Genomic DNA, 25,840 nt, shown 5'->3' on the forward strand with positions numbered 1-25,840 from the left:
CAATTACAATAGCCTGGCTATAATCTAGCCAGGCTTATAATATTATTGTTCTCTGATATTATCAATAATATTATCTTGTTGAATTTTTTTCAATGGATTTAAGACTGATAAATAACTAATTATTAAAGCTGAAACAAACGTAATGATACAAGCCTCATAGGGAATTGTCCATGTCATTTTCAACATATTAGATATAGCTAAATATATAATATAAGACAATATACAGCTAAAAAAGATTCCTTGTAAACTTCCAGAAAAACCGTAAATCAAAGCTTCATAGGTAATCATTTTTTTCAAATCCTTTTGTGACATACCAATGGATTTCAACGCGGCCAATTCTTTTCGTCTAGTCATGATACTTATAGTTATAGTATTGAGGATATTAACGCTACTAATTAAAGAAATGACTGTGATGAAACCATATGCAAGCACTTGTAAAGTAAGTTTTTCTTCTTTTTTTGTTTTATTTTCTTGATAATTATTTACGATTGTAATGGAATATCTTTTTCCAATCGTGTTTTCTATTTCCTTTACTGTCGCGGAAGATTGAGTTACATCCTTTAATTTAGTTTCAAAGCTATTCTCCTTTTTTTCGTATACTTTAGATATATTTTCAAGTGATTTCAATTGATGCAAAACTTGTTCACTCTCAGCTAAATGATCTGGATTATTATCCTCTATCTTAATTGTAATATCCGATTTAACAGATAACTTATCAAAAGATTTAGATGCAAATGCAACACTCATTAAATACGAGAAAGTAATAAATAACACACTACTTATAATAATTGATAAGATTGTAATGGTATAGCGATTTTTATTTCGCTTAACATTTTTCATAGCCATGCTCAAAGGAATAGATAAAGGTTTTTTCACCATGGAATTCTTTTGTTTTTTGATTTGTTCCTTTTTAATTGACAACCTGCTACTAATTGCCAACAAAGGGGAGATTTTCCCTGCAAAATAAGCTGGGTACAAACTTGACGCTATTACAGAAAGCAAGGTAATAATCGAACTGATTAGTAAAATATTCCAATCGACATGGAATATCGAGACCGCTTTACTATTTTCCATTAAAAGTGAAAAAGTGAACTGCAGAGAGGCAAGTGCTATTAGGCTACATATAATTCCAATTGGTATAGCGATGACAGCCAGAAAAGTAGCTTCTCTCAGAACGATTTGTCTAATTTGCTTTCGTGTTGCACCAATGCTTCTCAACAAGCCAAACTGCCTCGTTCGTTCTACGACACTGATTTGAAAAGCGTTGTAAATCACAACAATTGTCGCTATCACAACAATGCTGATTGTAATAATTAGCGTAGCCATAATCGAATTATTGTAACCTGGTTTCTCTAATTGAATTAATTCATTACTTATATTAATATTATTCTCTCCGGAAATGGTCTTGAGTCCCTCTAAAACCTCATTAAAGTTTGCTTTTGAGCTAATTCCAACTAATATTTTCCCTTCACGAGCGCTAAACTTACTCTTATAGGTTAGTAACCGTCCCACCTTATTCTCCTGTGTATATGTACTATCACTTAGAAAACCAACCAATTTGTATTTTTTTTCATTTAATTCGAATGAATCACCTATTTGAATATTTTCTTTTATATAAGGTAATACCCAGGGATCAACAGCAACTTCTTGATCATTAGATGGCAATCTGCCCTTAATAATACTGTATTTTAAAAATTCCAAGGCGTTATCATCAGCAAAATTCATTTGTACAGCAGCCTCTCCAACTTGGACTGTTTCTCCCTGTGACATTAAACCAAATGATTCAATTTGCGAGTTATATTTAATTTTTTTCAATATCGATTCATCGTAATTTAATACAACGGCATGAAAAGAATACCCTTGCCTCTTTTTCGTATTCTCGATTTGAGAAATCTGAGTACCGTTCATAAATAGGCCGATTGTAGAAATTAACGATACAGAGAGTACGATTCCAATCAAAGTTAAAATTGTTCGTTTCTTATTTCCCTTTAAGTATCTCCTGCTTAATTGTTTATAATTACCAATCAAGATTAGTTTCCTCCCGTCTTAAGGCTTATTCGTAGCTAGCCACTGATCAGAAATGATTTGGCCATCTTCAATTGTAATAATACGATCAGAAGTTGATGCAATTTTTAAATCGTGAGTAATCAATACAATAGTTTGATTATATTTTTTTGCTGTCAATCTTAATAAATCCATGACTTCTTTTGTATTTTGAGTATCAAGATTTCCTGTAGGTTCATCAGCTAAGATTAAATGTGGGCGATTTATAAGTGCCCTCCCAATCGAAACCCGTTGTTGCTGACCTCCTGATAATTCAGATGGTAAATGATTTCGTCTTTCATGAAGTCCCAGAATTTCAATAATTTCGTCCATATAAGGATTATCTACAGGTTCATTATCTAGTAAAGTGGGCAAAGCTATATTCTCTTGCACATTCAATACAGGAATTAAATTAAAGAACTGAAATATAAAACCAACTTTTCTTCTTCTAAATATCGAAAGTTCATTATCTGAATAATTATAAATATTGTTCTCTCCAATAAATACTTGTCCTGAACTCGGACGGTCCAACCCTCCCAAAATATGCAACAATGTACTTTTACCTGAGCCAGAAGCTCCTACGATTGAAACAAATTCCCCCTGATGTATTGTAAGGTTTATTCCCTTCAAAGCATCTACCCTACTATTGCCTTCACCATAACTTTTGACGACATCCTCTATTCTTACGATTTCCACTCATATCACCTTATTTTCATTTTAATTTAGTCTTGTACCTCTACAAAGTTTATTTTATTCTGATTATTCGAAGAGAGCTTATCAATCTGTTGTAAAACTTTGTCTACTTCTTGTTTGTTTTTATAATCAAAATTACGTTTTTGAAATTGAATCAATTTCATTATTGACTCTGATTCAGAAAGTGTATTATATTCTTGGTCGTTTAGAATAACAAGGTTCATTGGAACATACCCAATCCAAATTTGCTGTTTAACATACTGAGCAGGTACTATCTTATCGTTCAAATTCAACTGGTTATTTTCAAAATTATCAACCGTAGAATTATCACCCGCATAAGAAAATAATAGATTCTGATCACTAGATACTTTATTTTTATCTTTCACCCTCTCAGAAATAATAGATGCTGAATTTGGATCTTTTCTAGCTCTTAGAAGTCCCTTATTAAATAATTTTACCGCGGTAGAACTATTAATAACTGCATATTCTGTAGTGTTGATTTCAAATTCTTCATTTGTATCATTTTGTTTCTTATCTTCTTCTGATAATGGAATCCTTTTTGTTGTTGTGACGTACTTTATCTTATAGTCTATTGATTGTTTAGTGTCATCTTTAAACTCTTGTTTAACTTTTTCTACGTCAGTTGCAGTACCACTAACTAGAATCCCATCGACTGGTTGTCCTGGACCTTGCACATAACGTTTTACTCCTAATCCTATTCCTATAAAAATAGCAATAACAACCGTATAACTGATAATTTTTTTCATTAGAATACTCCTTTAGTAAATGATTTATATCTGGATTATAGATGAGTTTTTTTCATAAGTTAATGACTTCTATCTAACTATGTGACTTCTAATCTTACAATTTTGTAAGATTAGTATTCCCCATGCTCAACAAGCTAAATTTATATAATAATAATCTTATACATTATTATTCTCTTTTTTATTGGAACGGGTCGAATCACAGGCAATAACCCGACCTATAATGATTAATGTTACAGATAATAACTTAAGGCCCGTCTTATATATAATCTAAATCTTTAAAATAAACAAAGGATATTACTCCTAATACAGCACCAACTATCCCTAGCATCAAACCCTTATACTTTTGTATAAACATCTTATTCCTCTTTTCGCACAAACAAATTATCCATATATAAAAATACTAAGTTATGGAATGTTTTCAAAGAATTAAAGCGTTTTTATATTCAGTTTATATGTCTACTTCTTTTCTTATCCCATAGTTAAGTAAATCCAAAGGGATACAAAAACGTCACTTCTTTTATAAACAGTACGACTTTATTGTTACTTAATAGTAGTGAGAAATATCACATATCTCATAAAAGGGCTGGGCGGAAATTTAAGTTTACTAAATACCTTTTCTAAAGTTTGAGTGCACCCTTTTTCTGTACACTCCATCCAATCTTTCATTAAACAACTACCTTCTCCCATAATTTCAAAGGATTTCCACTCGGTTATCCCGAATATATAAATTACCATTCTCACAAGGAGCGAATCTATATGAATCTATTCGAACACGAAACGTAAAACTGCCTCTCTTTCATAAGAGGTCCTCCCTTTTTCTTTTCTCATCATATCATTCATTTACGAAATAGGAGGAAATAATTATGAAACGTAATCCATTATTTTTAACTTTATTAAAAAGTGCAAATACAAACTTTAGCGGCTGGGATTTTTCTTTCATTTCAGAAACGGGTCGAATGAAGAGCGAGCCTTTATCGTGGTCGTACGGCAGCACTGCTTTTCAGCTTATGCAATGTGCAGAATCAATGCTCGATATGGGTACTGGCGGCGGAGAGTTTTTATCTATGTTACAACCGTTCCCGTCAACTATATTCGCTACTGAGGGCTACACTCCAAACGTGTCAATTGCTCAAAACAAATTAGAGCCTTTAGGAGTTACTGTTTTAGAAGTAACTGATGATACTGCATTACCATTTCAAGATGGGCAGTTTGATTTAATTATAAATCAACATGAATCGTATGCTGCTTCTGAGGTAAACAGAATCCTTTCTCCAAGTGGCGTTTTTCTTACACAACAAGTTGGCGGTCTTGATTGCGCGGAACTTAATGAGCAGTTTGGCTCAACACTAAATAGCGACTTTGCAAGTTGGTCTCTCGAAACAGCATGCAGTGAGTTAAAGCAAAATGGATTTACTATTTTAGAAGCAAGGGAAGAATTCCCTTTCCAACGCTTTTATGATATTGGCGCTATCGTCTATTATTTAAAAGCGATTCCGTGGCAAATTCCTGATTTTACTGTCGAAAGATATTATGAGGATTTATATCGCATACATGAGAGCATCTTGCAAAAAGGATATTTTGATGTGAAGCAACATCGATTTATGATTAAGGCGATTCGCAGCTAGCAAAAAGGAGGTGGCATAGCCACCTCCTTTTTGCTCCGTTTACGTATGTTCTCTACTCTTTCATCATAAGAAAAGTTATATCATACATATTACAATTATGACCAATGAGTTGTATTTCTGAAACATATAATCACCTCGCATATATAATGAGAGCAAAAACGTGATTTTTCACTTTCCTCTTCTATTGAGAAACAAGTTGTTTTTCATATCGCTTGTTCGTATCATCTTCTGTCAAATATGCAGTTGTGTAATTAATAATATTCCGGTTATCGTACGTGAATATATGTTTTAACTTATTTTCTTCTGTTAATACTGTCGGTAAGTATTTTGGTAAGTTGCTAACTACACCTCTATTATCACCATCTAATATCCAATCAATTTCTTTCCATTCTAATAATCCTTCAGCCGTACGAAATGGTGTATTCATCTGCATTTCATCTGGCAAATCAGCAACGAACACATACATTCCTTCATTAGCCTGGGGCTCATCTTTACCTTTAAAAACAACAGTCCCTTTATACGTTACACTTGAAAGTTCTATGCCCGTTTCCTCAAATGTTTCTCTAATTATTCCTTCGTATGGCGTTTCATTATCTTCTATTTTTCCTCCGACACCATTCCACATCCCCATATTCGGCTTTTTATTTCTATTTAATAGCAGTATTTTATCGCTTTTTCTAATAAAGCAAATTGTGTACTTGTACATACAATCATTTCCTTTCATTTTCCACATGAGTTATTTGGCTTATTTTCAAGTAAAAACACTCGCCTTACAATTCCTTACTACATAATATATAGTACAACTTTCATGCGTAAACACTTTACGTCAAACGAGAGAATCCTTTTTAGAAAGGAGAATTTAAAATCGATACTATAAGCAATGAATTTTTAAACCAATATTACAACAGCCTTGTGTGGTTAAACGATACACACTGGCTCGGGGTTCCAATCTGTAAACTTCCCTCTGATCTCTTTTTGTATCAAGAAATCATTTATGAATTAAAGCCCGATTTAATTATTGAATGCGGGACTTTTCATGGTGGTAGTGCACTGTATTTAGCTTCTATGTTAGATTTAATTGGAAAAGGTCACGTACTTACTATCGATATAACTCCGCAGCCAAATCGGCCATCACATAATCGGATTACGTATTTAACAGCCTCTTCTGTTTCTGTGCAGGCCGTTCAAACAATAGTAAGTATGCGCAAACCTGATGATGTGATTTTAGTTATTTTAGATTCTGATCATAGTAAAGAACATGTATCCAAAGAACTCTTACTATATAAATCTATCGTTACTACTGGCAGTTATATAATTGTAGAAGATACCTCCATTAATGGAAATCCACTTCTTCCTGATTGGGGTCCTGGCCCGATGGAAGCTGTAGATGAGTTTTTAACAAAAAATAATAACTTCATAATCGACGACTCTAAACATAAATTTTTCATATCATTTAATCCAAAAGGGTTTTTAAAGAAAATAAAGTGAAACTTTAATCAGTGAGGGATTCATCCCCCACTGATTATCAGCCCTCACCAATCGGGCTTTTACGGACAGTTGATCCCCCACCTAACTTCTTTGCTTTCCCTGAACTTTGAGGTGGGGGTCTTACTGCCCATTAATGCGGGATAAAGTGAAACTTTAATAAGTGGGGTTTTGCTCCTCCCCCACTTATTCTATCATTTTCATTTTTGAAAAAGGATAATATACGAATTCCACCTTGCCAATTATGTTATCTTCTTCAATATATCCTAAGCCATTGCGACTATCTCTACTTACTTCGCGGTTATCTCCCATTACAAATAACTTATTTGGTGGAATTTTTGTCTTTTGAAAGTTATAAAACACTTGTGTGTTGTTAAATAAATCTTTGTTCGTATATGGTTCTTCTTGCTTTTTATCGTTCACATATACCTTTCCATTCGTTATGTTAATTACATCACCCGGAAGCCCTATTACACGTTTCACATAATATTTCGATTCATCCTCTTCTTTTATAATGACAATTTCTCCGTGTTGTAAATTAGAAAGACGTACTGCTGCTTTATTTACAAATACGTAGTCTGCTTCATATAAAGTCGGCTGCATCGATTCCCCTTCCACCTTACATAAAGTAAAAGAATGGTAGCCTATGACTATCACCAATATAAATAGTATGTACTTTCCCCAGCCTCTCTTAATCTCCTTTTTCATATCCATTCCCACCTTATAAAGCGCTTTTTAACTCAAAAAATATATCACTGCACAATAAGTTTCCATGCAGTGATACTATTTTTACTGTGCCTTGTTCGGTTGTTCTACTGGAATTGAATTTGCATTTGATCTATTTGTTTTTAATTCAAAATACGCATCCAAAATCTCTTTACCAATGGCAGAATTAATTCCTGATTTATCATCATTCACCCATGGCACAACAACTGAAAAGGCTATTTCCGGATCAGCATCATATGGCGCATAACCGGCAAGAGTTAAATTATAACATTTTTTTCTGTTGTTGTTCTCATCTCTTCCAATATCACTTTCTCCACCATATACTGTCTCAGCTGTTCCTGTTTTTCCCGCTGGTTTATATGGTAAACCTTTAAACGTTCCAGTACCTGTTCCGTCAGCTTCTTGAAAAACCCTTCTAAATCCTTCTTTTACATGATTAATGTACGAAGTGTCCATATCCACTCGATTTAATACAACTGGTTCAATCGACCGAACGACTTTTCCTACATCCTCTGGTCTATTCGGTTGTTCTCTAACTTCTTGTACAATTTGTGGTTTCATTCGGTAACCGCCATTTGCAATGGTTGAAATATATTGCGCAAGCTGAAGCGGCGTATATGTATCATACTGTCCAATCGCGTAATCAAGTAAAAATCCGGGTATGTTATCAGTTCTACCTACTTGACCAATTGATTCATTTGGCAGGTCAATACCAGTCGACACACCTAGGCCAAATTGTCTAAAATAGTAGCGCATTTTATTAAATGTTTCTTGTTTAATGTCTAATGGATTGTTTGGGACATAATTAATGCCTGCCATTTTTAAAGCCGTATTAAACATATAAACGTTCGATGACACTTGCAAAGCTCTTAAATCATCAATATCCCCAAATTCTTTCCACGATTTCTTCGGCTTAGAACTTCCTTTAAAATACATTGGTGCATCAAAGAAATGTGTATACGGCTTAATCGCTTCTGTTTGATATCCAGTTAATAAAGTAGCACCTTTTACAGTTGACCCTAACTCATAAGAACTTGTCATCGTTCCTAGTGCATAATCTTCTATTTGCATACCGCCATCTTTATTTACAATTTTCTTTCCTGCCATTGATAAAATTTGACCGTTTTTCGGATTCATCATTACTACGAACGCACGATCCATCATCGGCTCTGCAGCATGAAAAGCTCGTAAATTCTTTTCAAGGCTTCCCTCTACTCTTTTCTGTAAATCCATATCGACTGTTAACATCAAGTTATTTCCACTTTTTCCTTCAGTCACTTTTTCAGTTCGAACAATCTTCCCTGCTTTATCCATAATATTTTTAGACTGTTCTTTCGTTCCATGTAGTGCATCTTCGTATTGTTTTTCGATGTAACTTTTACCAATACGGTCGTTTCGATTATAATCACGAACTAAATAATAATCTAATTGTTCTCTTGGCAACCCTTCATTTTCATTAGAAACGCTACCGAGTATAGAGCGCAGTATTTTATCATTTGGGTATTCACGTTCCCAATCTACTGTTGTATCTACCCCCGGTAAACTTGCCAACCTTTCACTAACGACAGCATATTCATTTTGACTTACATCTTTTTTAACGATTTGCGGCGTCATTTTATATCCCGCATTCATTTTGCTTTTAATTACTAATACTTCTATATCTTCCTTTGAAAGCTCATTTAATTCTTCTTGTGTAATTCTTTCCCGGCGCAGTTCTTCTACTTTTTTATTTAACTCTTTTCCTTCTATTTCTTGCTTTCTAAATTTACTCTCATCTTCTTTCGTTACTTTCGCTGCTGCCCGCTTTTCATTTAACTGCATCCAAAAATCTTTCTTATCTGTCTCTGTTAACTTATCCATGTCCTCTTGCGACATTTCAATTAGCTTAGCTAAATCTTTTGCTACCTGTAAAACTTCTTTCGAGTCTACTCCTCTCATTTTCGTATATGTAACGGTTCGCAATGGTTTATTATTTACAATAACGTGACCTTGCCGATCAAACATTTTCCCTCTAGGAACGGGAGTGCTTACCGTTACATCTTCCTTTTTGTTTACTTCATTTCTATACGTTTCTCCATCAATGATTTGTACTTTACCTAATTGAATTATAATAGCTGAAAATAAAAGAAAGACAATAAAAAATAGTACATTTAACCGAAATGGAATATGAGTCTTTTTCTTTTTCGATTGTTTTTTCTGCTCCTTTTTCTGTCTCATTTCGCTCCCTCGCTTCATTCTATTAACATTTCTACGCAAAATCATTATGTATCAAATTTATTTATATGATATATATAGAATTTTATATTAATTATAAAAGAAATAAAAGATTTAATTTTCAGTTTTTTGTTTTTTATATCCTATTTATTACCATTCCCTTAATGCACAATAACATGAATATTATTCTAAAAGAAAAATGGGGCAAATTGATTTTTATAAATTATAGAGATGTTGTTACTACATTATCAAAATGTTTTCATATGGCTTAAAACAGCGATTACTCAAATAAAAAAGTGAGGTAGATACCTCACTTTTTTAGATAACTTATTTCACTGAAGATACCCCTTTAACAAACTCACCAATCTTATTTTGAAAAACAAAATCAAAGTTATATTCTTGCCCTGTTAACTCTTCATTTACTAAAATTGTTGTTGCCCCTATTTCCCTCTTTGCGATTTGCGGGAATGAAGCGACGGGTTGTACTTTTAATGACGTTCCCATAACGATAAATACATCTGTTTCATATAAACGTGTTATCGCATTTTGATATTGCGGTAATGTATCTCCGTATAAAACTACGTCTGGATTTAAAATGAAATTACACTTCTCACAACGCGGTACTTCATGATCAATCATATACTGTAAATCATAGCCTGATTTACATTTTGGACAATGTGCTGTTTGAAGTGTTCCATGTAAATCAATAACATGCTTACTGCCACCTAATTGATGTAAACCGTCAATATTTTGCGTTAAAATCGTAATATCTTTCCCTTGTTCTTCTAGCTCAGCTAAAAAACGATGTCCACGATTTGGTTTATATTGATGGAACGTATTAATTTGAAAGATTTCTTTATAATGCTTCCAAAATTCTTTCGGACTTTGGTTATAGTACCCTCTTGATAAATACATCTCCACATTCGCATCAGCATACAATCCATTTGCTGAACGGAAATCTGGGATACCACTTTCCGTACTTGCACCAGCGCCTGTTAATACTGTAATTTTCTTCGCTTTTTCTAAAATTGAACGTACTTCTTCAAATTGTTGCACAAAAATCACCTCTATGTATTTTCCTATTCTTATTATACCAGTTGTTTACAGGAGGTGTTGTACAATTCATTTTACTTAATGCGTTGCGCCCCCAATCTCTACAATATCTACTTCAACTGTCATCGTTACTTCAATTGCCAATTCTATTCCCTTACTAATAGTAGAAAGTGACATACTCGGTTGCCCTGGATAATTACTCGATTGTTCTGGTAAAAACGGAATATGAATGAATCCGCCTTTTATTTTCTTATCATGTTTCTCTAGTTCATGCATAAGTCCATAGAATAAGTGATTACAAACGAATGTGCCTGCCGTCTGTGAAACAGATGACGGTATGCCCTCTTCGCAAAGTTTTTTTACAATTGCTTTCATCGGAAGTGCAGACCAATAGGCAGCTGGTCCTTCTTCTACAACCGGTACATCTACCGGCTGATTTCCTTCATTGTCAGCAATTCTTGCATCATCAATATTAATTGCAACACGTTCTATCGTAATATCTGGTCTGCCCCCAGCTTGTCCAATGCATATAATAATTTCCGGCGCTAGTTCTTCTATATACTCTTTTAATACGCTTATTGATTTATGAAATACAGTTGGTACTTGTTTGCTTATTACCTTGTATTCTCCAATTGTTTTTTCATGCAAACCTTTTGCTACTTCCCAAGCTGGATTGATATTTTCTCCGCCAAATGGATCAAACCCTGTTAATAATACTGTTTTCATAGTTTTCTCCTCCTAATTAGAAACGATATACTAGGCCATACATAATAAACATATTGATAATAAAGATTGAAAGAGCAATTGGTACTTGTGCTTTAATAACTGCATTTTTGTCTTTTAGTTCTAATAGCATCGCCGGAACGATATTAAAGTTTGCTGCCATTGGAGTAAGCAGTGTTCCGCAATATCCAGCAAACATACCAAGCGCTGCCATAATCGCTGGGTTTCCGCCGTGCATTTGAACAATTAAAGGTAAGCCAATTCCGCCGGTAATAACGGCAAACGCTGCGAATGCATTTCCCATTACGACTGTAAATAACATCATGCCTAAACAGTACGCCATAACAGCAACGAACGGATACTCTGTCGGTAACACTTGTCCGACTAAGTCTGAAACAACTTGTCCAACGCCAGACTTCGCGAATATACCACCAAGTGCTGCTAACATTTGTGGTAAAATGACAGCCCAGCCGACAGCTTGTAATAGTCTGCTTCCTTCTTGTACAGGCGTTGTTATTTTTGATTTTGTAATACGCATTGCCGCGACGAATGCGAGTAATGCACCAAGCGCTAATGCAACTAATGTTACTTTATCTGGATCAACAAGAGAGACATTTCCCCATTTAATTTTCCCTAACGTTAACGTACCGATAATTGTAAAAATAGGAATTAAAAGTGCAGGCATAAAAATTTTATTTTTTAATTTCTCAGCATGTTTCACACGTTCTTGTACTGGTACTTCTTTTTCCTGAGACTTTGTTACTTTATTTAGTGAAGCTAAAACGACCATAGTAAGCACTATACAACCAACGTAAAACGAAGGAATTATATTTCCGAATAAAAATGTAACTGCAAACAATGCCCAAAATAAACTAGAACCGAATCTGTTTGGATGTTCACGATCGAATGCAATACGAACAGCGATAAAGGCAACGATTATCCCTAATACATAATAGATTGTATCCATTGTGATGATGTTCATATTAGATTACCTCCTTCTCTTCTTTTCCTTCTGCCTTCATTGTTTTCTCTATATATTTATCAAACCTTCTAAATCTAATCCAGCTTACAATAAGTGCAGATATTGCTGTCGGAATGCCCCAAAGTGCCATATCCCATACACCGACATGCATACCTACTGAATCGAAGAATCCTTTCATTAATAAAATAGCACCAGTTGCGATGAAAATATCTTCTCCGAAAAACCAAGCTGTATTTTCCGCAGCAGCTGCGTTTGCTTTAATCTTTTCTCTTAATTTTTCAGGGAGTTTACCGTATTTACCTTGCGCGGCTCCTTCTGCCATCGGTGCAACGAGCGGTCTTACTGTTTGTGCATGACCACCAATATTCAGTCCAAGTGCTGCTGAGGATTCTCTTATCGTAAAATATGACATTAATACTCTTCCAGTTGTTGCTCCTTTTGATTTCGTTATAAGTGCTTCTGCTCTTTCTTTTAAACCGTAACGCTCTAAAATTCCGATTACCGGTAATGTTAATATAATTGGCATAGACATATATCTATTTTCTATGAAAAATTTACCGAACATACTGATCACATCATAAAAACTTAATCCTGAAACCATACCAGTAACAATACCTGCAACCATAACTACTAAAAGTGTATTTAATCTAAATAAAAAGCCCACTGCAACAAGTAATATCCCGATTAATTTCACCAATTCCAACACTTCCCCTCATTTTTTACTTCGGTGCACAAATAGAAATGCCGTTAAGTTTGAATGTTCTGTATATTATTTCTGCAAATTGCACTGCTTTTTCCCCATCACCATGTAAACAAATCGTTTGCGCCTGAACTACTACTTTCTTTCCATTGACCGAATTTACATGGCCTTCTTTCACCATTTGAAGTACTTGCTTTATCGCTTCGTCTTCATCTTTTATAAGCGCATTTTCTTCTGTACGGCTCGTTAATGTACCATCTTGCTTATATGTACGATCCGCAAAAGCCTCTTGTACGAGAGTTACTTTGTATTTTTTTGCAGCCTGTATAAATGCCTCACTATTTGCTAATCCGTAAAGTAATAGATTTGGATTACTATGATAAATTACCTTCGCAATTGCATCTGCAATTTCCGGATTAGTCGCCGCCATATTATATAGAGCACCGTGCGGTTTTACATGATGCATCTTCCCGCCAGCTGCTTTCAAAAAAGCGTCTAATGCACCGATTTGATACAATACATAGTCGTATACTTCACTTGCTGAAACATTCATGTTTCTTCTACCAAATCCAATTAAATCAGGAAATCCAGGATGCGCCCCTATTGCTACGTTATGCTCCAAAGCTTTTTCAACAGTTTGACGCATAACAGACGGATCACCCGCATGAAAACCGCAAGCAACGTTTATAGAGGAAACGAACGGAAGAATTTCATCATCATTCCCCATTTTATAAGCGCCAAAACTTTCTCCTAAATCACAATTCAAATCAATTGTAGTCATGATATTTCCCTCCTGCTCTCAGCTTCGTAAAGCGATGAATTTCTTTAATAGATTCATATTTACTTCTTGTTCTATGTACAATTGTTCCGCTTCTTCAAGCGTAATTTTCTCAAAAGAAACATAGTCCCCCGGCTTTAGCTGGGCAAGAAGAGGTAAATCTACTGAAATGATATTTCCAATTCTCGTATAGCCACCTGTCGTTTGTCTATCTGCCATTAATATAATCGGCTGTCCACCATTTGGAACTTGAATGGTTCCAAATGTAACAGGACTCGATAAAATCTCTTTTTCTTCAATCCTATTTAATACTTCTCCCTCAACTCTATAGCCCATACGGTCAGCATGATTAGATACCTTATACTCTTTCGTAAAAAATGCCTTTCTACTTTCTTCTGTAAATTGATTATATTCAAAGTCAGCTATGACACGAAGCTTAGGATGTTTCTTATACTTTGGTAGTACGCTGTTGCTAATTGCCCATTTCGTTTTTATTCGCTCATCTTTTTGTAAGTCTTGAATGAAACAATTCGCCATTTCTGGTTGTGCACCAATTTGGAAGTAGTCACCCTTTTTCAACATTCTTCCTTCTATACCGCCAATCGTAGCACGTATGTACGTACTTTTACTTCCCATAGTGCGATCAATATGGATGCCACCCGCAAAAGTCACATACGCTCTGCAACCACTTTTCACCTTTCCAAAACAAATCATACTACCTTCTTCCGCTAAAATGGGACGCCATAACGGGATACGTTCTCCATTCAATAACGGTTCCATGTCTGCTCCGCCAATCGCAAGTAAAGTCGGTTTCTTTATTAACAATTTAGGTCCCATAATCGTAATTTCGAGTCCGGCTTCATTCTCTTCATTACCAACTAACATATTGATCATCCGAAGCGCACTTTGATCCATTGCCCCGCCAACGGGTACACCGTATTGTTGATAATGTGATCGCCCTAAATCTTGGACTGTTGTAAACATTCCCGCATGCAAAACTTCTACATCCATTCTTTAGCCCCCTCAAGTGATACGTACTCTTCCTTCGTTATTGGGATAAATCGTAAATACATACCACTTTGAATATATGTTGGTATTTCTTCTTCTGGATTAAATAATGAAATAGGAGTTCTGCCGATAATATTCCATCCTCCTGGTGTTTCAAGTGGATATATACCTGTTTGATTCCCGCCAATACCCACTGAACCAGGAGAAATTTGTAACCGTGGTGTTTCTTTTCTAGGTGTTTCTAATTCTTTTGATAGTCCTCCTAGATACGGGAACCCTGGTGTAAAACCTAGCATATATACAAAATATGTAGTTTCACTATGTATTCGAATCACATCTTCTACTTGTAAACCTTTATAATGTGCGACATCTTCTAAATCAGGTCCATATTCTCCCCCGTAACAAACTGGTATAGAAATATGTTTCACATCCTGTTTTACTTCTTCTTTATTAGAATCATAAAGCTCCTTTATATACTGGCGAACATAATCATATGGTCTTTCACTTCTTTCACTTCTCTTCCATACTTTATATACATTGTAGTAAACAGCTAATGAAGTAAACGATGGAACGCACTCAATCATTCCTGCAAACGGATGTTGCTGCAGTGCTTGAAATAACCGCTGTACTTTCTCATATATATCCATCTTAATTTCTTCACCAAATGTAACAATAATTGCTTGATCCCCTAACGCAGAAAATTTCATCCTACTCCCTCTTTCTATGCCAAAAAGCCGAGTTCTTTCGAAATGCGATGTGCTGTTTCTTTCACCTTAGCGATAAAATATGAAATGTTACTTTCGCTGTACTCAATTGCTAATCCTGAAATACTAATGCCTGCTACAACCGTTCCATCACTTGCGAAAATGGGCGCTGCTATTGCGGCTGTATGATTTTCTAACTCAGAATAACTAATTGTATAGCCTTCCTTTTTTGCCATTTGCAACACTTCTAACAATTGTTTCTTATCCACGATTGTTCCATCTGCAAACTGTTTTAAATCCACTTCCTCTATGTATCTCCGTTTCTCTTCCTCAGAGAAATACGATAGTAAAATTCTTGGACATGCACCAGCATAAAGCGGTGCTCTTCTTCCAACCGCCGTATACACGCGTACCGGCTGAACACCTTCCATCTTTTCAACGTAAATTGCGTCATTACCATCTTGAATTATTAAATTAACTGCCTGTCCTAAACTATCTCTAAGTTCTTTCATATAAGGAATTGCTATATTTCTTACTGATAATCGTTGTGAAACAAGTTGACCGAACCGTAAAAATACGACCCCTAAACGATATTTCCCCTTTTCGTTTTTTTGTAAAAACGCCATCTCTTCTAACGAGCCAATTAAACGATAAACAGATGTTTTCGGCATATTTGTAAGCTGAACCATCTCAGTTAAACTTAGCTCTTCATGCTCATAAAACAACTCTAAAATATCCATTGTCTTAACTGCCGTTTTATTTATACTCATTCTATCTCCCTTTCGTTCCGAATTACGGAACTTAAATTCCGTTTTTCGAAACAAACATATAATTTAAAATTATAAAATATTCTTTCAATTCAATCAATAGATTTTAAGCAAATAAAAAAGTATGGAAGAATATCTCTCCCATACTTCACTACACTTTATAACGCTCTTACTTGTTTCAACGGCCAGAAAACAGCTTGTCCTTTTCCGACAATTTCATCTTCTGAAATAAAGCCAAACATGCGACCATCCTTAGAAACTTCACGATTATCCCCTAAAACAAATACTTGGCCTTCTGGCACTTTCGTTTTTCCTGTGATTTGTTCTAACGTAAAGTCTGGAGTTAATACACGGCCTACTGCTTTTTCTTTAAACTGTTTTAAATATGGTTCTTCCATCGCTTTGCCGTTTACATATAAAACATCATTTTTATACTCAACTGTATCGCCTGGCAAACCAATTACTCGTTTTACTAAATCGTATCCTTCTTTTCCGTGGAAGACGATAATATCAAAGCGATCTAATCCACTTATACTATAACCAATCTTATTCACGAGCACTCGTTCGTTATTTTTTAAAGTGGGCATCATTGATTCACCTTGCACTAAAGAAGGTGTAAATAAAACACCGCGAATAATAGCAATTAATACAAGGGTAAAACCTATCGTTTTAGCCCAAGAGAATAATTCTTTCTTCGTATTTTCCTTCATCGTTTCTCCTCTTTCTTAAGCACTTATTTTATGATTTTAACTAATTCTTGTACTAAATTAGGGTCTATTTCAGAAAAACATGATTTTCCTTCTCTTACCGCTGTACCGACATGAGCTTGCGAAATTCCAGTTTCATCTAGCAATCGCTTTATATTTTCTTTCGTCACGCCAGCTCCAGCTACAAGCTGAATTTGACCATCACTTACCTTTTGCATTTCTGTAAGCACCGGAATATTCTCTACTATATTTCCTTGTCCACCTGAAGTTAAAACGTGAGTCACTTTATGAAACTTCTTTAAAGTGTTCATCGCTTCTACTGGATTTTCTATATCATCTATCGCACGGTGGTACGTTACATTTATTCCATCTACAACAGATAGTAAATCCGCTAATTTCTCTTCATCCACTTCATTTCGTTCGCTTAATACGCCTAATACTACACCAGCTGCTCCTAACTTCTGTGCAACTATAATATCTTCTTTCATCATTTCAATTTCTTCTTCCGTATATGTAAAAGACTTCGCATGCGGACGAATCATAACATGAATTGGTATACTTACCGCTTCTACCGCTTTTTTTATAAAAGCATAACTCGGTGTTAAACCACCTTCTGTATAAGATGAAATTAATTCAATCCGCTTCCCGCCAGCGCTTTCAATTCGTTTTACATCTTCTAAACATGTTGCAATAACCTCTAGCATGAGATGACCTCTTTTCGTGCTTTTTTCTTATTATAACATTAGTAAAAATAAGAAGCCTAGCTTTCTCCTTTAAAACTTAAAAAAGAAGAATGAAAAGAAAGATTTTTTTATTGGCAACAATTATTGGTAACATCCTTTTATTCATGTACACTCCTACCATAATGAAAAAAACCCGTCATTTTGACGGACTTTTCTAATTTCAAGCTTTTCTTTCCTCAGTTTTCATATCAATGCCTAATTGATCTTCCAATAACTTTACACCTTTCTTTGTAAGATGGACAGCTCGGTTCTTATCCGTTTTGGTAATCCATCCCTGTTCAAAAAGCAGTTTTGCAATTGCAGACCCTAACCAACCGGAAATATGGTAACGCCGTTCACTCCAATCAAGGCAAGGTTTTGCAAATACCCTCCTTTTTGTATCTGCCTCATCAACATTTATTCCAAAATTCAGAAACCATTTCTTACCTTGTTCCGTTACAATGTATTCTCCATCCTCTAAAATTATAAATTGCCTATCTAGTAATTTTTCAGTTATCTCTACACCGAGTTTGCCTGCAAGATGATCATAACAAGTTCGAGCATAACGAATTTGTTTTAGTTGACCTGATTGTTTTAAAGAGCGAACTTGAACTGTTGGTGCGATTGTCCCTAACTTTTCAAGCACTTCTGCAACTTCTTGATTAGCAAGTCGATAGTAACGATGTCTACCATGTTGTTCAACTGTAAGTAAATTCCCTTCTACTAATTTAGAAAGATGAGAACTAATTGTTGGATGTGACACTTTTGCCATATAAGCCAATTCACTAGCGGGTAGTGCCTGATTATTCATTAGACAATCTAATATGATTGCTCTTGTAGGTTCAGCAATTAGTTTAGCTATATATGAGATATTCGGATATACATTCATATTTCGATGATACCCTAACTATTAAATTGATACAATTATTTTAAGTTTAATAGTAAAGGAGAATTTATTATGAATGCAATTGATCTTAGTATATTAAATTTGAAAGAAACGAGAAGGCGCTCAGAAAAATTATGGAATTCTCTTCCTAATAATTTTCTTAATTGGAAGCCTGATCCTGAGGCTATGTCTTTTGGTGAGATGATTCGTCATGTATGGAGTTCAACTTTTTACTACCATATGATTATAAAAAACAACGGTTCAATAAACGACATACGTATCACGTATGATGACGAGCCGATTACTTGTGTAAAAAAAGAAATTGAATTGGCACAATCATACTTTACTGACTTCATAGAATATGTTCAATCAATAAGCATAGCCGAGCTAGATTCAAGACTTATTGATAGAAGCGATGTTGGCTATCAACGATATTTAGGCGATATGCTATTACGAATTGCCTATCATGATGCGGTCCATGCAGGTCAATTTTTACAATATTTACGAATGGTAAACTTAGAAAGACCATTAATTTGGGATTAAATACGAAAAATGTTTATACAGCCTCCAAACTGGCATTACAATAAGAATTTTTCAACAAGAAACAATCACAAACCATGATAATCATTTATATTAAAAACCTACATCTCAACTAAGTACTTCATACACATAAAAAGCACGGGTTTGATTACTAATCAAACCCGTGCTTTCAAAACAACTATAATATCCACAAACAATAAAATGTAAAATTTAAAAACTACGACCGAAACGCCGCATCCGCCAACATAGACAATGTTGCATCATCCATCGGTGGATTGTGTAATCCTGCTCTGACATTTAAATAGTAACGATGGAGCGGATTTTTTTCTGATAAACTTTTTGCTCCTACGATGCGCATCGATTTATCCACTATAGATATCGCCGCATTTGTTACGGCGTATTTCACGGCTGCTAATTCTGCTTGCAGTGATAGTTTATCTTCTGCCTCATCGTACTTTTTCGCAATTTGATATAAAAAGACACGAGCCTGCATAAGCTCAAGTTCTAATTCTCCAATTAATTTTCTAACATTTGGCAATAAACTAATAGAATGGTTTAAACTGTTTGGCTTGTATGATTCCGCAAATTGAACTGCATAATTTCTTGCTGATTGTGCAATTCCTAAATAACATGCTGGTATATGTAGCAACCAGCCAACACCCTTTTGTTTTACTTTCCCGCCTTTTATATCTGTAAAAAAGCGACTTTCTATCTCTACATTTTGTAAGACAAGGTCGTGGCTAGCAGTCCCTCGCATTGCAACGCTATCCCACGTTTCTTCAATAGATACACCGAGTGTATTTCTTGGAATAACAAACTCACCAACTTCTTCTTGGCCTTCCATACTTGCTGAAATAATAAAATAATCAAGTACTGGCGCCATCGTTGTAAAAGTTTTTCTTCCATTTATAACCCACTTCTCGCCTTGTTGAACCGCTATTGTTTCTGGTTTGCCGCCACGCGTCGGACTCCCTGTTTTCGGTTCTGTTGCTGCCCTGTTAAAGAGCGCACCATTACGTACTTCTTCGCAAAACCATTTGAACATCTCATCATTCCAAGAGCGATTTTCCGCTAGCTCTTTCACAATGCCAAGATGCCAGCCAATCGATAATGCAGTAGCTCCGCAGCCTTCCGCGATTTTCTCTTGAAATAAAACAAAGTCATATAAAGAAATCGCACTACCACCAAATTCCTTCGGTAATGTTAATTTCGTATATCCGATATCTTTCAAATCATTTATATTTTCATACGGAAATGATCCTAATTCACTTAGCTGATGCTCCCTTTCCATGAACTTCGGAATCAATTTATTTATTTGTGCAATAATGAAAGATTGTTCTTCTGTTTCAACAAATGAGAGTGCCATACTATAATCTCCTTTATGTTCGATTCATCAACCGCTCACTTTTTCATTATGATTATATGAAGCTACCTCTCTATTGTTTCACTATTCCGATAAAAATACAATGTTTTTGACTAATAAGAAAAGTTCCTATTTAAGGATAGGTTCTTTTCTTATGTTAATCTCCCTTCAATGCCTTTAATGGCAAAGAGGTTACATATCCAATATACGAGAATAATTCTTTAAAGAAGAATGGAATTTCTGTGTCTAACGTTTTATATGCTGATGTCGGCGTTGGTGAAGCATACGCTTCAATATTAATATGTTTTGCAATTCTCATTGCGCGTTTCATATGAAGTGGATCACTTACAATCGTGTATGTGCGTATTCCGTTCTCTATTCCAACTTGCTTCGCATTTTTTAAATTTTCTTCAGTGAAAAGGGATTTAGTTTCAATTAAAATATCTTCCTCTTTTACACCTTGTTTCATTGCATATACTCTTGCAGTACGTGCTTCCTCAAGTTCTGCCTCGAACTTTGTACCACCTGTAAAAATAATCTTTTTAATATTTCCGTTCTTATATAAAGAAATCGCATGATTAATTCTTTCTTTAAATACAGGAGATGGTTTTCCGTTCCACGAAGCTGCTCCTAGTACGATACCAGCATCCGTTTTCACGTCATCATTTGCTTTAAAACGATAACTCCAAATATCGTAAGCTGCATAACTTACATATAAAATAGCAGAACAAATCATTAGTAAAAATACTTGAAAGATTCGTCTTTTCTTACTCTTCTTATTCTCTTTCATTTGTAATTGCCTCCGTACATCATCCATACTTCTATAAAAAACATTTATATCAAATCGTTTTGTTTGAGTTTATTTAAAAGAAGGAACTTTACTTGTTATTTATATATAAAAGGGTTTTCATTTAAAATTGAGGATTATCAATTCATTTTCATTTGCGGTTTTCATTACATTTTTTAAATTCATAAGTTTATTACCATACAACTACATTGTAACGAATTTTTTCTCAGAAGGGAACGATGAAACAAAAGGAATTAAAATAAAGTAGCATTTTGTAAGAAAAAAGGTATATTTTTCATATATCACGAACAATATACCTTTCAAAACACGAATTATAACTTTTCTTTATATAACTCTAATTTTTCTAACAATTGTTCTTTTACGCCTGGCCATTCACTCGAGATAATACTGTACACCACCGCATCTCTCACATAACCATTCGGTAATTTTCTTTCATTTCGAAGCACACCCTCTTTTACTGCTCCTAACCTTTCAATTGCTCGTTGTGCTTTTTCATTTCTTGCATCCGTCTTAATTTGTACCCTAAGCATATGCAGTTTTTCAAAAGCATACTGGAGAAGCATATACTTACACTCTGTATTTATACTCGTACGTTGCACACTCGGATGATACCACGTTTGCCCTAACTCAACTGTCTTATCTTCTACTGAAATATTATATAAACGTGTACTTCCTACAATCTTATTCGTCTGTTGATCTACGACTACGAAAGGTATTTGAGTACCTCTTCCGTAACCCTTTATCGCTTTTTGAACGTATTGTTGCATATCTTGCACACTATCCGTTTTAGAGATTAAATACGCCCAAATATCCCGATTTCCTTCTACAATCGAAAACAAAGTTTCGACATCAGCATTATCCATTAACCGCAACTTTGCTCTTTCGTGAATAAATTCCATTTGTAAGCCCCCTTTGTTGTTACTATATCATAAGAATTAAAAACGTATTATAAGAATAAAAAAATATAATAAAAAAATTCTTTTCAAATATATTCTTCTCGTATTATACGGTAGGAAGACTCATCAGTAACCCTTAAAAAAGAAGCTTTTCATAATTTCCAATAAATCCTATATAATGATAAACGGGAGGGGATAAAAAATGTTAGATCAAATTACTTGGGGAACGCCAGGCAGCTTATTATGCTTAGGGTTCTTTTTTGCGGGACTAGGAATCTTCTTAAGAAGCGTTACGTCATATACGAAAAATAAATAAAAATATCCCGCTTTTAAACAAAAGAAGCCCTCTTTTTACAGACGGCTTCTTTTTTATAACTTTATCTTATTAAAACTTCAAAGCAACAAATAAGCAATCGGCGTAATGATAAGCAACGTTAAAATCGTTCTCTGCACATATAAAATAATAAGTTCAGATACTTTTAACGGAATATCTGTTGATAATATACAAGGAATGGAAGCAGAGAAAAACAGTATAGATGATACGGAAACAACTGCAATAACAAACTTTGTCACAAGTGGTGCACTTACTACTAATAATGACGGTAAAAACATTTCTGCAATACCAACTGATGCGGCTTTAGCAGCTAATTCTGCTTCCGGTAATTGTAATAGCCATGTAAATGGATAGAAAATATAACTAATCCAATCAAATATTGGCGTGAACTTCGCTAAGACGATACCAATTAATCCTACTGACATAATAGATGGTAAAATTCCCATCGTCATAATAAATCCATCTTTTAAATTCACTGCAATGTTTTTCATAATGCTCGGTGCAGATTTTGATACTTCTAACGCATCTTCCCAAGCACGTTCTAACATTTTCTCTTTATAAACAGGCTCTGGGAACCCTTCTTCTGTTACATATGTATCTGGTTTTCTACTGAGGGGCGGGATTCTTACGGTGATAGCAGTCACGATGAATGTTACAACAAGTGTAGTCCAAAAATAAACATTCCATAAATGCATAATATCTAATGTTTTTGCGATGATGATCATAAATGTAGCGGATACTGTAGAAAATCCTGTAGCGATAATCGCCGCTTCTTTTGTCGTATACTTTCCTTCTTTATACACGCGATTCGTAATAAGGAGAGCAAGCGAATAACTTCCAACGAAGGACGCAACTGCATCGATTGCCGATCTCCCCGGCGTATTCCATAATGGCCTCATAATCGGACGACAGAATGTACCGATAAATTCAAGCAATCCATATCCGACTAATAACGCTAAAAACGCCGAGCCAATTGGAACGAGCAAACTTACTGATATGACTAGCTTCTCATATAAAAACGGTCCAACATCTGGCGCAAAGAACCAAGCTGGTCCTACTTTTAAACAATATAATATGCCAAAAACAACGCCAACTACTTTTAAAATAGAAAAACAAATGTCTACGATAGATGCATTCCATTTCTTCGTATAAAATGGATAAATCGCACCAATCGCCATAACGAACAATGCATAATAAGGTACTACGCCTGGAACCGAAGCCCTAATCCACGATACGATATGATCAATCATAATAGACGATGCACCGTTTATCGTAACAGGAACGAAAAACATAAACACCCCAACGAGACTAGCAAGTATAAACCGAAGAATAATCCCCTTCTCTCGCCCTGTCTTAATTACATTACTCTTTAATTCAATTTCACTCAAAATTCGACACCTCCTATTATCTAAATATTCTGTATAATTATGTTATATTCCTTCTTTCCATTTCTACTATTTAATCATATGAAAAAGCCTATTTTAAAATAGGCTTTTCTATTACCTCTCATAATCATCCACAATCACTTGAATGATATGATACGATACGATTCTTCTGCTACTTTTTCATTACTATCCCTATTCGCATCATATGTAATTAACGCCTTCCAAAGAGCCCATCCTCTCGCTCTATTCCACTTTTCTTCATCCATGCGTAATACTTCTTTAAATACATTTCTACTATTTTCATCAAAAAACGTCCACGCCATCGCTGCATCACAAGCAGGATCTCCTACACCTAAAATACCAAAATCAATTACAGCACAAAGTTTTCCCTCTTTAACGAGTAAATTCCCCGGTGCTACATCTCCATGAATCCAAACTGGCTTACGGTCCCATGTTGAACTAAGTGCTACATTCCAAAGGTGCTTTAATAATGCCTCGTCAAAAACATCCTTATTATTTTCAATAGCAACTCTCGCCTCTTCATCATATACAGATATAAGTCCGCCTCGGTAAAAATTATGTGTTCCAGCTAAAGGTCCGTTACTCGCATTAATAGATTGCAATTCTACTAAAAAAGATCCTAAGTCCGCCGCAAATTCATTTAAATCCCGAACGTTTTGTTTCGTAACTGTTTCTCCCTCTATCCACTTATTAATAGACCAAGGCAATGGATACGCTTCAGACGGATTTCCTTTCGCAAGTGGGGTAGAAATCGGTAAAGAAAGCCCCTTACTTAATAGTGGTAACCACTTATTTTCTTTCTCTACTTGCGGTGCATATGCCACATCACTTGGCAATCTTACACTCATCTCATCCCCTAAGTGAAACGTCCTATTATCATGCCCACTAAACTTTACAGGTTTCACTTCTAAATGGGCCCATTCAGGAAACTGTTCCTGTATTAACTTTTTAACTAAACTTACATTAATTGGATGCATTCACATTCTCCTTTTCTTTTGAAACTTACTAAGCCCATCCGTACTCCCAACATATTCAAAACTATTTTTCTTATAAAAATCATTCAACGTACGATTATGCCCCACGCAATCTAACTTCAAATACTCTTTGTCATGTTGTACATTCTCTTCTATCCACTGTAAAATCCATTCGCCAATTCCGTTCCCCTTATACTTCCGTTTCACCGCAAATCTATGAATATATAATGAATTAGAAACTTCCTCTAAATATTTTATTCAATTGTTGCACTACGTTTTAAAATGTTTTCTAATATATGCACCACATTAGCCGTTCATTCTTAATGCTCACTTCGACTTCAGGAAGTAATATAAAAACCATACTGCATGATTTTGTTCATCTTGTATAGCAAACTCTAATCCTTGTAAATACGTATTCGAACAGTTTTCAGTAATTTGTGCTTTCGGCTGCCTGCCAGTTAAGTTCGTATAAATTTGTACAAAGTTGTGGAAATGCTTTATTTCATCATTACGAATTTCAAAAATTTATTTTTGTTCTACTTGATTTGGAGCCATATTCGCTAATTTTGCATAGCAGCTTATAGCGCTATACTCTCCATTTATAGCTTTTTCAATATCACTAATCAACTTATCATTTTGTCTATACCAATCATAATAATTCGAATTATACATCGTATCCCTTCATACTTTCGCTTAACATTTTATGCATTTAGAAATAGTAGGAGCCTATGTATATAACGGGACGGCTTTAGATTGAAAGAAAAGTTTGAGAAAAGGGTCTATTTTGCAAAGGAATTGCTTATTCATAAAGTGAAACTATATTCAGTGGGGATTTTACTACACGACAAATAGCGGATAAAATATCACTATTTTTTTGTACGCTGTTGCTATAAATTCGCGAATGAATCAGGTTTCCAACCAGATGTGGTGTTGAGA

At 34.9% G+C, this 25,840-nt stretch carries 24 protein-coding genes and 3 pseudogenes; 3 read left to right on the forward strand and 24 right to left on the reverse strand.

From position 1 onward, the window contains the following. Window positions 1–42: 42 nt before the first annotated feature. From CGQ22_RS24670 to CGQ22_RS24680, 3 genes are read right to left on the reverse strand one after another with little or no spacing between them, the layout of a single operon-like run. Window positions 43–2,028 carry an ABC transporter permease gene (locus CGQ22_RS24670; protein WP_000580037.1) on the reverse strand — a complete coding sequence of 662 codons (1,986 nt, stop codon included), beginning with the start codon at window positions 2,026–2,028 and terminating at the stop codon, window positions 43–45. Window positions 2,029–2,046: 18 nt separating this feature from the next. Next, the gene (locus tag CGQ22_RS24675) at window positions 2,047–2,739 is read right to left on the reverse strand and encodes an ABC transporter ATP-binding protein (protein ID WP_000407084.1); all 693 of its coding nucleotides are present in this window, start codon (window positions 2,737–2,739) and stop codon (window positions 2,047–2,049) included. A gap of 26 nt (window positions 2,740–2,765) precedes the next feature. Continuing rightward, on the reverse strand, window positions 2,766–3,503 hold the full coding sequence (locus tag CGQ22_RS24680; protein WP_000720909.1) for a lipoprotein BA_5634 family protein: 738 nt from the start codon (window positions 3,501–3,503) through the stop codon (window positions 2,766–2,768). An 863-nt stretch (window positions 3,504–4,366) separates the two neighbouring features. Here CGQ22_RS24680 and CGQ22_RS24685 point away from each other — a divergent pair. After that, window positions 4,367–5,128 carry a class I SAM-dependent methyltransferase gene (locus CGQ22_RS24685; protein WP_000828139.1) on the forward strand — a complete coding sequence of 254 codons (762 nt, stop codon included), beginning with the start codon at window positions 4,367–4,369 and terminating at the stop codon, window positions 5,126–5,128. Between the two features lie 181 nt (window positions 5,129–5,309). Here CGQ22_RS24685 and CGQ22_RS24690 read toward each other — a convergent pair whose 3' ends face one another. Then, window positions 5,310–5,834 carry an NUDIX hydrolase gene (locus CGQ22_RS24690; protein WP_000280185.1) on the reverse strand — a complete coding sequence of 175 codons (525 nt, stop codon included), beginning with the start codon at window positions 5,832–5,834 and terminating at the stop codon, window positions 5,310–5,312. Between the two features lie 158 nt (window positions 5,835–5,992). On the opposite strand from CGQ22_RS24690, the gene CGQ22_RS24700 reads away from it, so the two are divergent. Further along, complete coding sequence (locus CGQ22_RS24700; protein ID WP_277996463.1) at window positions 5,993–6,616, forward strand: cephalosporin hydroxylase family protein; 624 nt, start codon at window positions 5,993–5,995, stop codon at window positions 6,614–6,616. 183 nt (window positions 6,617–6,799) lie between these two features. On the opposite strand, the gene lepB (CGQ22_RS24705) is transcribed toward CGQ22_RS24700, so the two are convergent. The 13 genes from lepB (CGQ22_RS24705) to CGQ22_RS24765 form a co-directional block, all read right to left on the reverse strand. Then, window positions 6,800–7,321: a signal peptidase I gene (gene lepB, locus CGQ22_RS24705; protein WP_002164083.1), complete on the reverse strand. Its 522-nt coding sequence runs from the start codon at window positions 7,319–7,321 to the stop codon at window positions 6,800–6,802. Window positions 7,322–7,402: 81 nt separating this feature from the next. After that, the gene (locus CGQ22_RS24710) at window positions 7,403–9,556 is read right to left on the reverse strand and encodes a peptidoglycan D,D-transpeptidase FtsI family protein (RefSeq protein WP_089149495.1); all 2,154 of its coding nucleotides are present in this window, start codon (window positions 9,554–9,556) and stop codon (window positions 7,403–7,405) included. Window positions 9,557–9,880: 324 nt separating this feature from the next. After that, on the reverse strand, window positions 9,881–10,618 hold the full coding sequence (locus CGQ22_RS24715) for an NAD-dependent protein deacylase (protein ID WP_074594268.1): 738 nt from the start codon (window positions 10,616–10,618) through the stop codon (window positions 9,881–9,883). A 66-nt stretch (window positions 10,619–10,684) separates the two neighbouring features. Next, window positions 10,685–11,332: a pyroglutamyl-peptidase I gene (gene pcp, locus CGQ22_RS24720; RefSeq protein ID WP_000859714.1), complete on the reverse strand. Its 648-nt coding sequence runs from the start codon at window positions 11,330–11,332 to the stop codon at window positions 10,685–10,687. A gap of 16 nt (window positions 11,333–11,348) precedes the next feature. Further along, the gene (locus CGQ22_RS24725) at window positions 11,349–12,311 is read right to left on the reverse strand and encodes a DUF979 domain-containing protein (protein ID WP_001021649.1); all 963 of its coding nucleotides are present in this window, start codon (window positions 12,309–12,311) and stop codon (window positions 11,349–11,351) included. Between the two features lies 1 nt (window position 12,312). Further along, the gene (locus CGQ22_RS24730) at window positions 12,313–13,008 is read right to left on the reverse strand and encodes a DUF969 domain-containing protein (RefSeq protein ID WP_000239810.1); all 696 of its coding nucleotides are present in this window, start codon (window positions 13,006–13,008) and stop codon (window positions 12,313–12,315) included. Window positions 13,009–13,030: 22 nt separating this feature from the next. Next, on the reverse strand, window positions 13,031–13,792 hold the full coding sequence (gene pxpA / locus CGQ22_RS24735) for a 5-oxoprolinase subunit PxpA (protein ID WP_089149496.1): 762 nt from the start codon (window positions 13,790–13,792) through the stop codon (window positions 13,031–13,033). An 18-nt stretch (window positions 13,793–13,810) separates the two neighbouring features. After that, complete coding sequence (locus CGQ22_RS24740; RefSeq protein ID WP_089149497.1) at window positions 13,811–14,800, reverse strand: 5-oxoprolinase subunit C family protein; 990 nt, start codon at window positions 14,798–14,800, stop codon at window positions 13,811–13,813. Beyond that, window positions 14,791–15,504, reverse strand: coding sequence for a 5-oxoprolinase subunit PxpB (pxpB, locus tag CGQ22_RS24745; protein WP_089149498.1), 714 nt, complete (start codon window positions 15,502–15,504; stop codon window positions 14,791–14,793). Before pxpB ends, CGQ22_RS24740 begins: the two co-directional genes overlap by 10 nt. Before the next feature lie 14 nt (window positions 15,505–15,518). Further along, window positions 15,519–16,271, reverse strand: coding sequence for an IclR family transcriptional regulator (locus CGQ22_RS24750; protein ID WP_089149499.1), 753 nt, complete (start codon window positions 16,269–16,271; stop codon window positions 15,519–15,521). A gap of 155 nt (window positions 16,272–16,426) precedes the next feature. Beyond that, entirely contained in the window at window positions 16,427–16,978 is a 552-nt protein-coding gene (lepB, locus tag CGQ22_RS24755) for a signal peptidase I (protein WP_000662502.1), read from the reverse strand. A gap of 23 nt (window positions 16,979–17,001) precedes the next feature. Further along, window positions 17,002–17,679, reverse strand: a complete 678-nt coding sequence (locus CGQ22_RS24760; RefSeq protein ID WP_000895114.1) for a copper homeostasis protein CutC — start codon at window positions 17,677–17,679, stop codon at window positions 17,002–17,004. Window positions 17,680–17,878: 199 nt separating this feature from the next. Continuing rightward, the gene (locus CGQ22_RS24765) at window positions 17,879–18,586 is read right to left on the reverse strand and encodes an ArsR/SmtB family transcription factor (RefSeq protein ID WP_001103802.1); all 708 of its coding nucleotides are present in this window, start codon (window positions 18,584–18,586) and stop codon (window positions 17,879–17,881) included. Window positions 18,587–18,655: 69 nt separating this feature from the next. Here CGQ22_RS24765 and CGQ22_RS24770 point away from each other — a divergent pair, with 69 nt between their 5' ends. After that, window positions 18,656–19,126, forward strand: coding sequence for a DinB family protein (locus CGQ22_RS24770; protein ID WP_000991285.1), 471 nt, complete (start codon window positions 18,656–18,658; stop codon window positions 19,124–19,126). Between the two features lie 214 nt (window positions 19,127–19,340). Here the strand turns inward: CGQ22_RS24770 and CGQ22_RS24775 are convergent, their stop codons facing one another. The 7 genes and pseudogenes from CGQ22_RS24775 to CGQ22_RS31700 form a co-directional block, all read right to left on the reverse strand. Further along, window positions 19,341–20,489 (reverse strand): acyl-CoA dehydrogenase family protein, encoded by a 1,149-nt coding sequence (locus CGQ22_RS24775; RefSeq protein WP_001218340.1) that lies wholly within the window; start codon window positions 20,487–20,489, stop codon window positions 19,341–19,343. A gap of 154 nt (window positions 20,490–20,643) precedes the next feature. Then, complete coding sequence (locus CGQ22_RS24780; RefSeq protein ID WP_000662216.1) at window positions 20,644–21,276, reverse strand: YdcF family protein; 633 nt, start codon at window positions 21,274–21,276, stop codon at window positions 20,644–20,646. A gap of 329 nt (window positions 21,277–21,605) precedes the next feature. After that, window positions 21,606–22,193: a GNAT family N-acetyltransferase gene (locus CGQ22_RS24785; RefSeq protein ID WP_089149500.1), complete on the reverse strand. Its 588-nt coding sequence runs from the start codon at window positions 22,191–22,193 to the stop codon at window positions 21,606–21,608. 390 nt (window positions 22,194–22,583) lie between these two features. Beyond that, window positions 22,584–23,912, reverse strand: a complete 1,329-nt coding sequence (locus tag CGQ22_RS24790) for a YjiH family protein (protein WP_001289420.1) — start codon at window positions 23,910–23,912, stop codon at window positions 22,584–22,586. 111 nt (window positions 23,913–24,023) lie between these two features. After that, window positions 24,024–24,907, reverse strand: a pseudogene (locus CGQ22_RS24795) (aminoglycoside phosphotransferase family protein). Beyond that, a pseudogene (locus CGQ22_RS24800) lies at window positions 24,908–25,150 on the reverse strand (GNAT family N-acetyltransferase); the annotation flags it as partial. It lies immediately after the preceding pseudogene. Between the two features lie 81 nt (window positions 25,151–25,231). Further along, window positions 25,232–25,576: pseudogene (locus CGQ22_RS31700) on the reverse strand (ferritin-like domain-containing protein). Window positions 25,577–25,840 lie beyond the last annotated feature (264 nt).

This window comes from Bacillus sp. M13(2017), assembly GCF_002218325.1.
GTDB lineage: Bacteria > Bacillota > Bacilli > Bacillales > Bacillaceae_G > Bacillus_A > Bacillus_A thuringiensis_K.

Coding starts and splice junctions, on each gene's coding strand:
- pxpA (WP_089149496.1), bottom strand. CDS start 13,792: ATGACTACAATTGATTTGAATTGTGATTTAGGAGAAAGTTTTGGCGCT.
- CGQ22_RS24725 (WP_001021649.1), bottom strand. CDS start 12,311: ATGAACATCATCACAATGGATACAATCTATTATGTATTAGGGATAATC.
- lepB (WP_000662502.1), bottom strand. CDS start 16,978: ATGAAGGAAAATACGAAGAAAGAATTATTCTCTTGGGCTAAAACGATA.
- CGQ22_RS24690 (WP_000280185.1), bottom strand. CDS start 5,834: ATGTACAAGTACACAATTTGCTTTATTAGAAAAAGCGATAAAATACTG.
- CGQ22_RS24685 (WP_000828139.1), top strand. CDS start 4,367: ATGAAACGTAATCCATTATTTTTAACTTTATTAAAAAGTGCAAATACA.
- CGQ22_RS24765 (WP_001103802.1), bottom strand. CDS start 18,586: ATGAATGTATATCCGAATATCTCATATATAGCTAAACTAATTGCTGAA.
- CGQ22_RS24740 (WP_089149497.1), bottom strand. CDS start 14,800: ATGGATGTAGAAGTTTTGCATGCGGGAATGTTTACAACAGTCCAAGAT.
- pcp (WP_000859714.1), bottom strand. CDS start 11,332: ATGAAAACAGTATTATTAACAGGGTTTGATCCATTTGGCGGAGAAAAT.
- CGQ22_RS24750 (WP_089149499.1), bottom strand. CDS start 16,271: ATGAGTATAAATAAAACGGCAGTTAAGACAATGGATATTTTAGAGTTG.
- CGQ22_RS24785 (WP_089149500.1), bottom strand. CDS start 22,193: ATGGAATTTATTCACGAAAGAGCAAAGTTGCGGTTAATGGATAATGCT.
- lepB (WP_002164083.1), bottom strand. CDS start 7,321: ATGAAAAAGGAGATTAAGAGAGGCTGGGGAAAGTACATACTATTTATA.
- CGQ22_RS24760 (WP_000895114.1), bottom strand. CDS start 17,679: ATGCTAGAGGTTATTGCAACATGTTTAGAAGATGTAAAACGAATTGAA.
- CGQ22_RS24770 (WP_000991285.1), top strand. CDS start 18,656: ATGAATGCAATTGATCTTAGTATATTAAATTTGAAAGAAACGAGAAGG.
- CGQ22_RS24710 (WP_089149495.1), bottom strand. CDS start 9,556: ATGAGACAGAAAAAGGAGCAGAAAAAACAATCGAAAAAGAAAAAGACT.
- CGQ22_RS24680 (WP_000720909.1), bottom strand. CDS start 3,503: ATGAAAAAAATTATCAGTTATACGGTTGTTATTGCTATTTTTATAGGA.
- CGQ22_RS24780 (WP_000662216.1), bottom strand. CDS start 21,276: ATGAAAGAGAATAAGAAGAGTAAGAAAAGACGAATCTTTCAAGTATTT.
- CGQ22_RS24775 (WP_001218340.1), bottom strand. CDS start 20,489: ATGGCACTCTCATTTGTTGAAACAGAAGAACAATCTTTCATTATTGCA.
- pxpB (WP_089149498.1), bottom strand. CDS start 15,504: ATGAAATTTTCTGCGTTAGGGGATCAAGCAATTATTGTTACATTTGGT.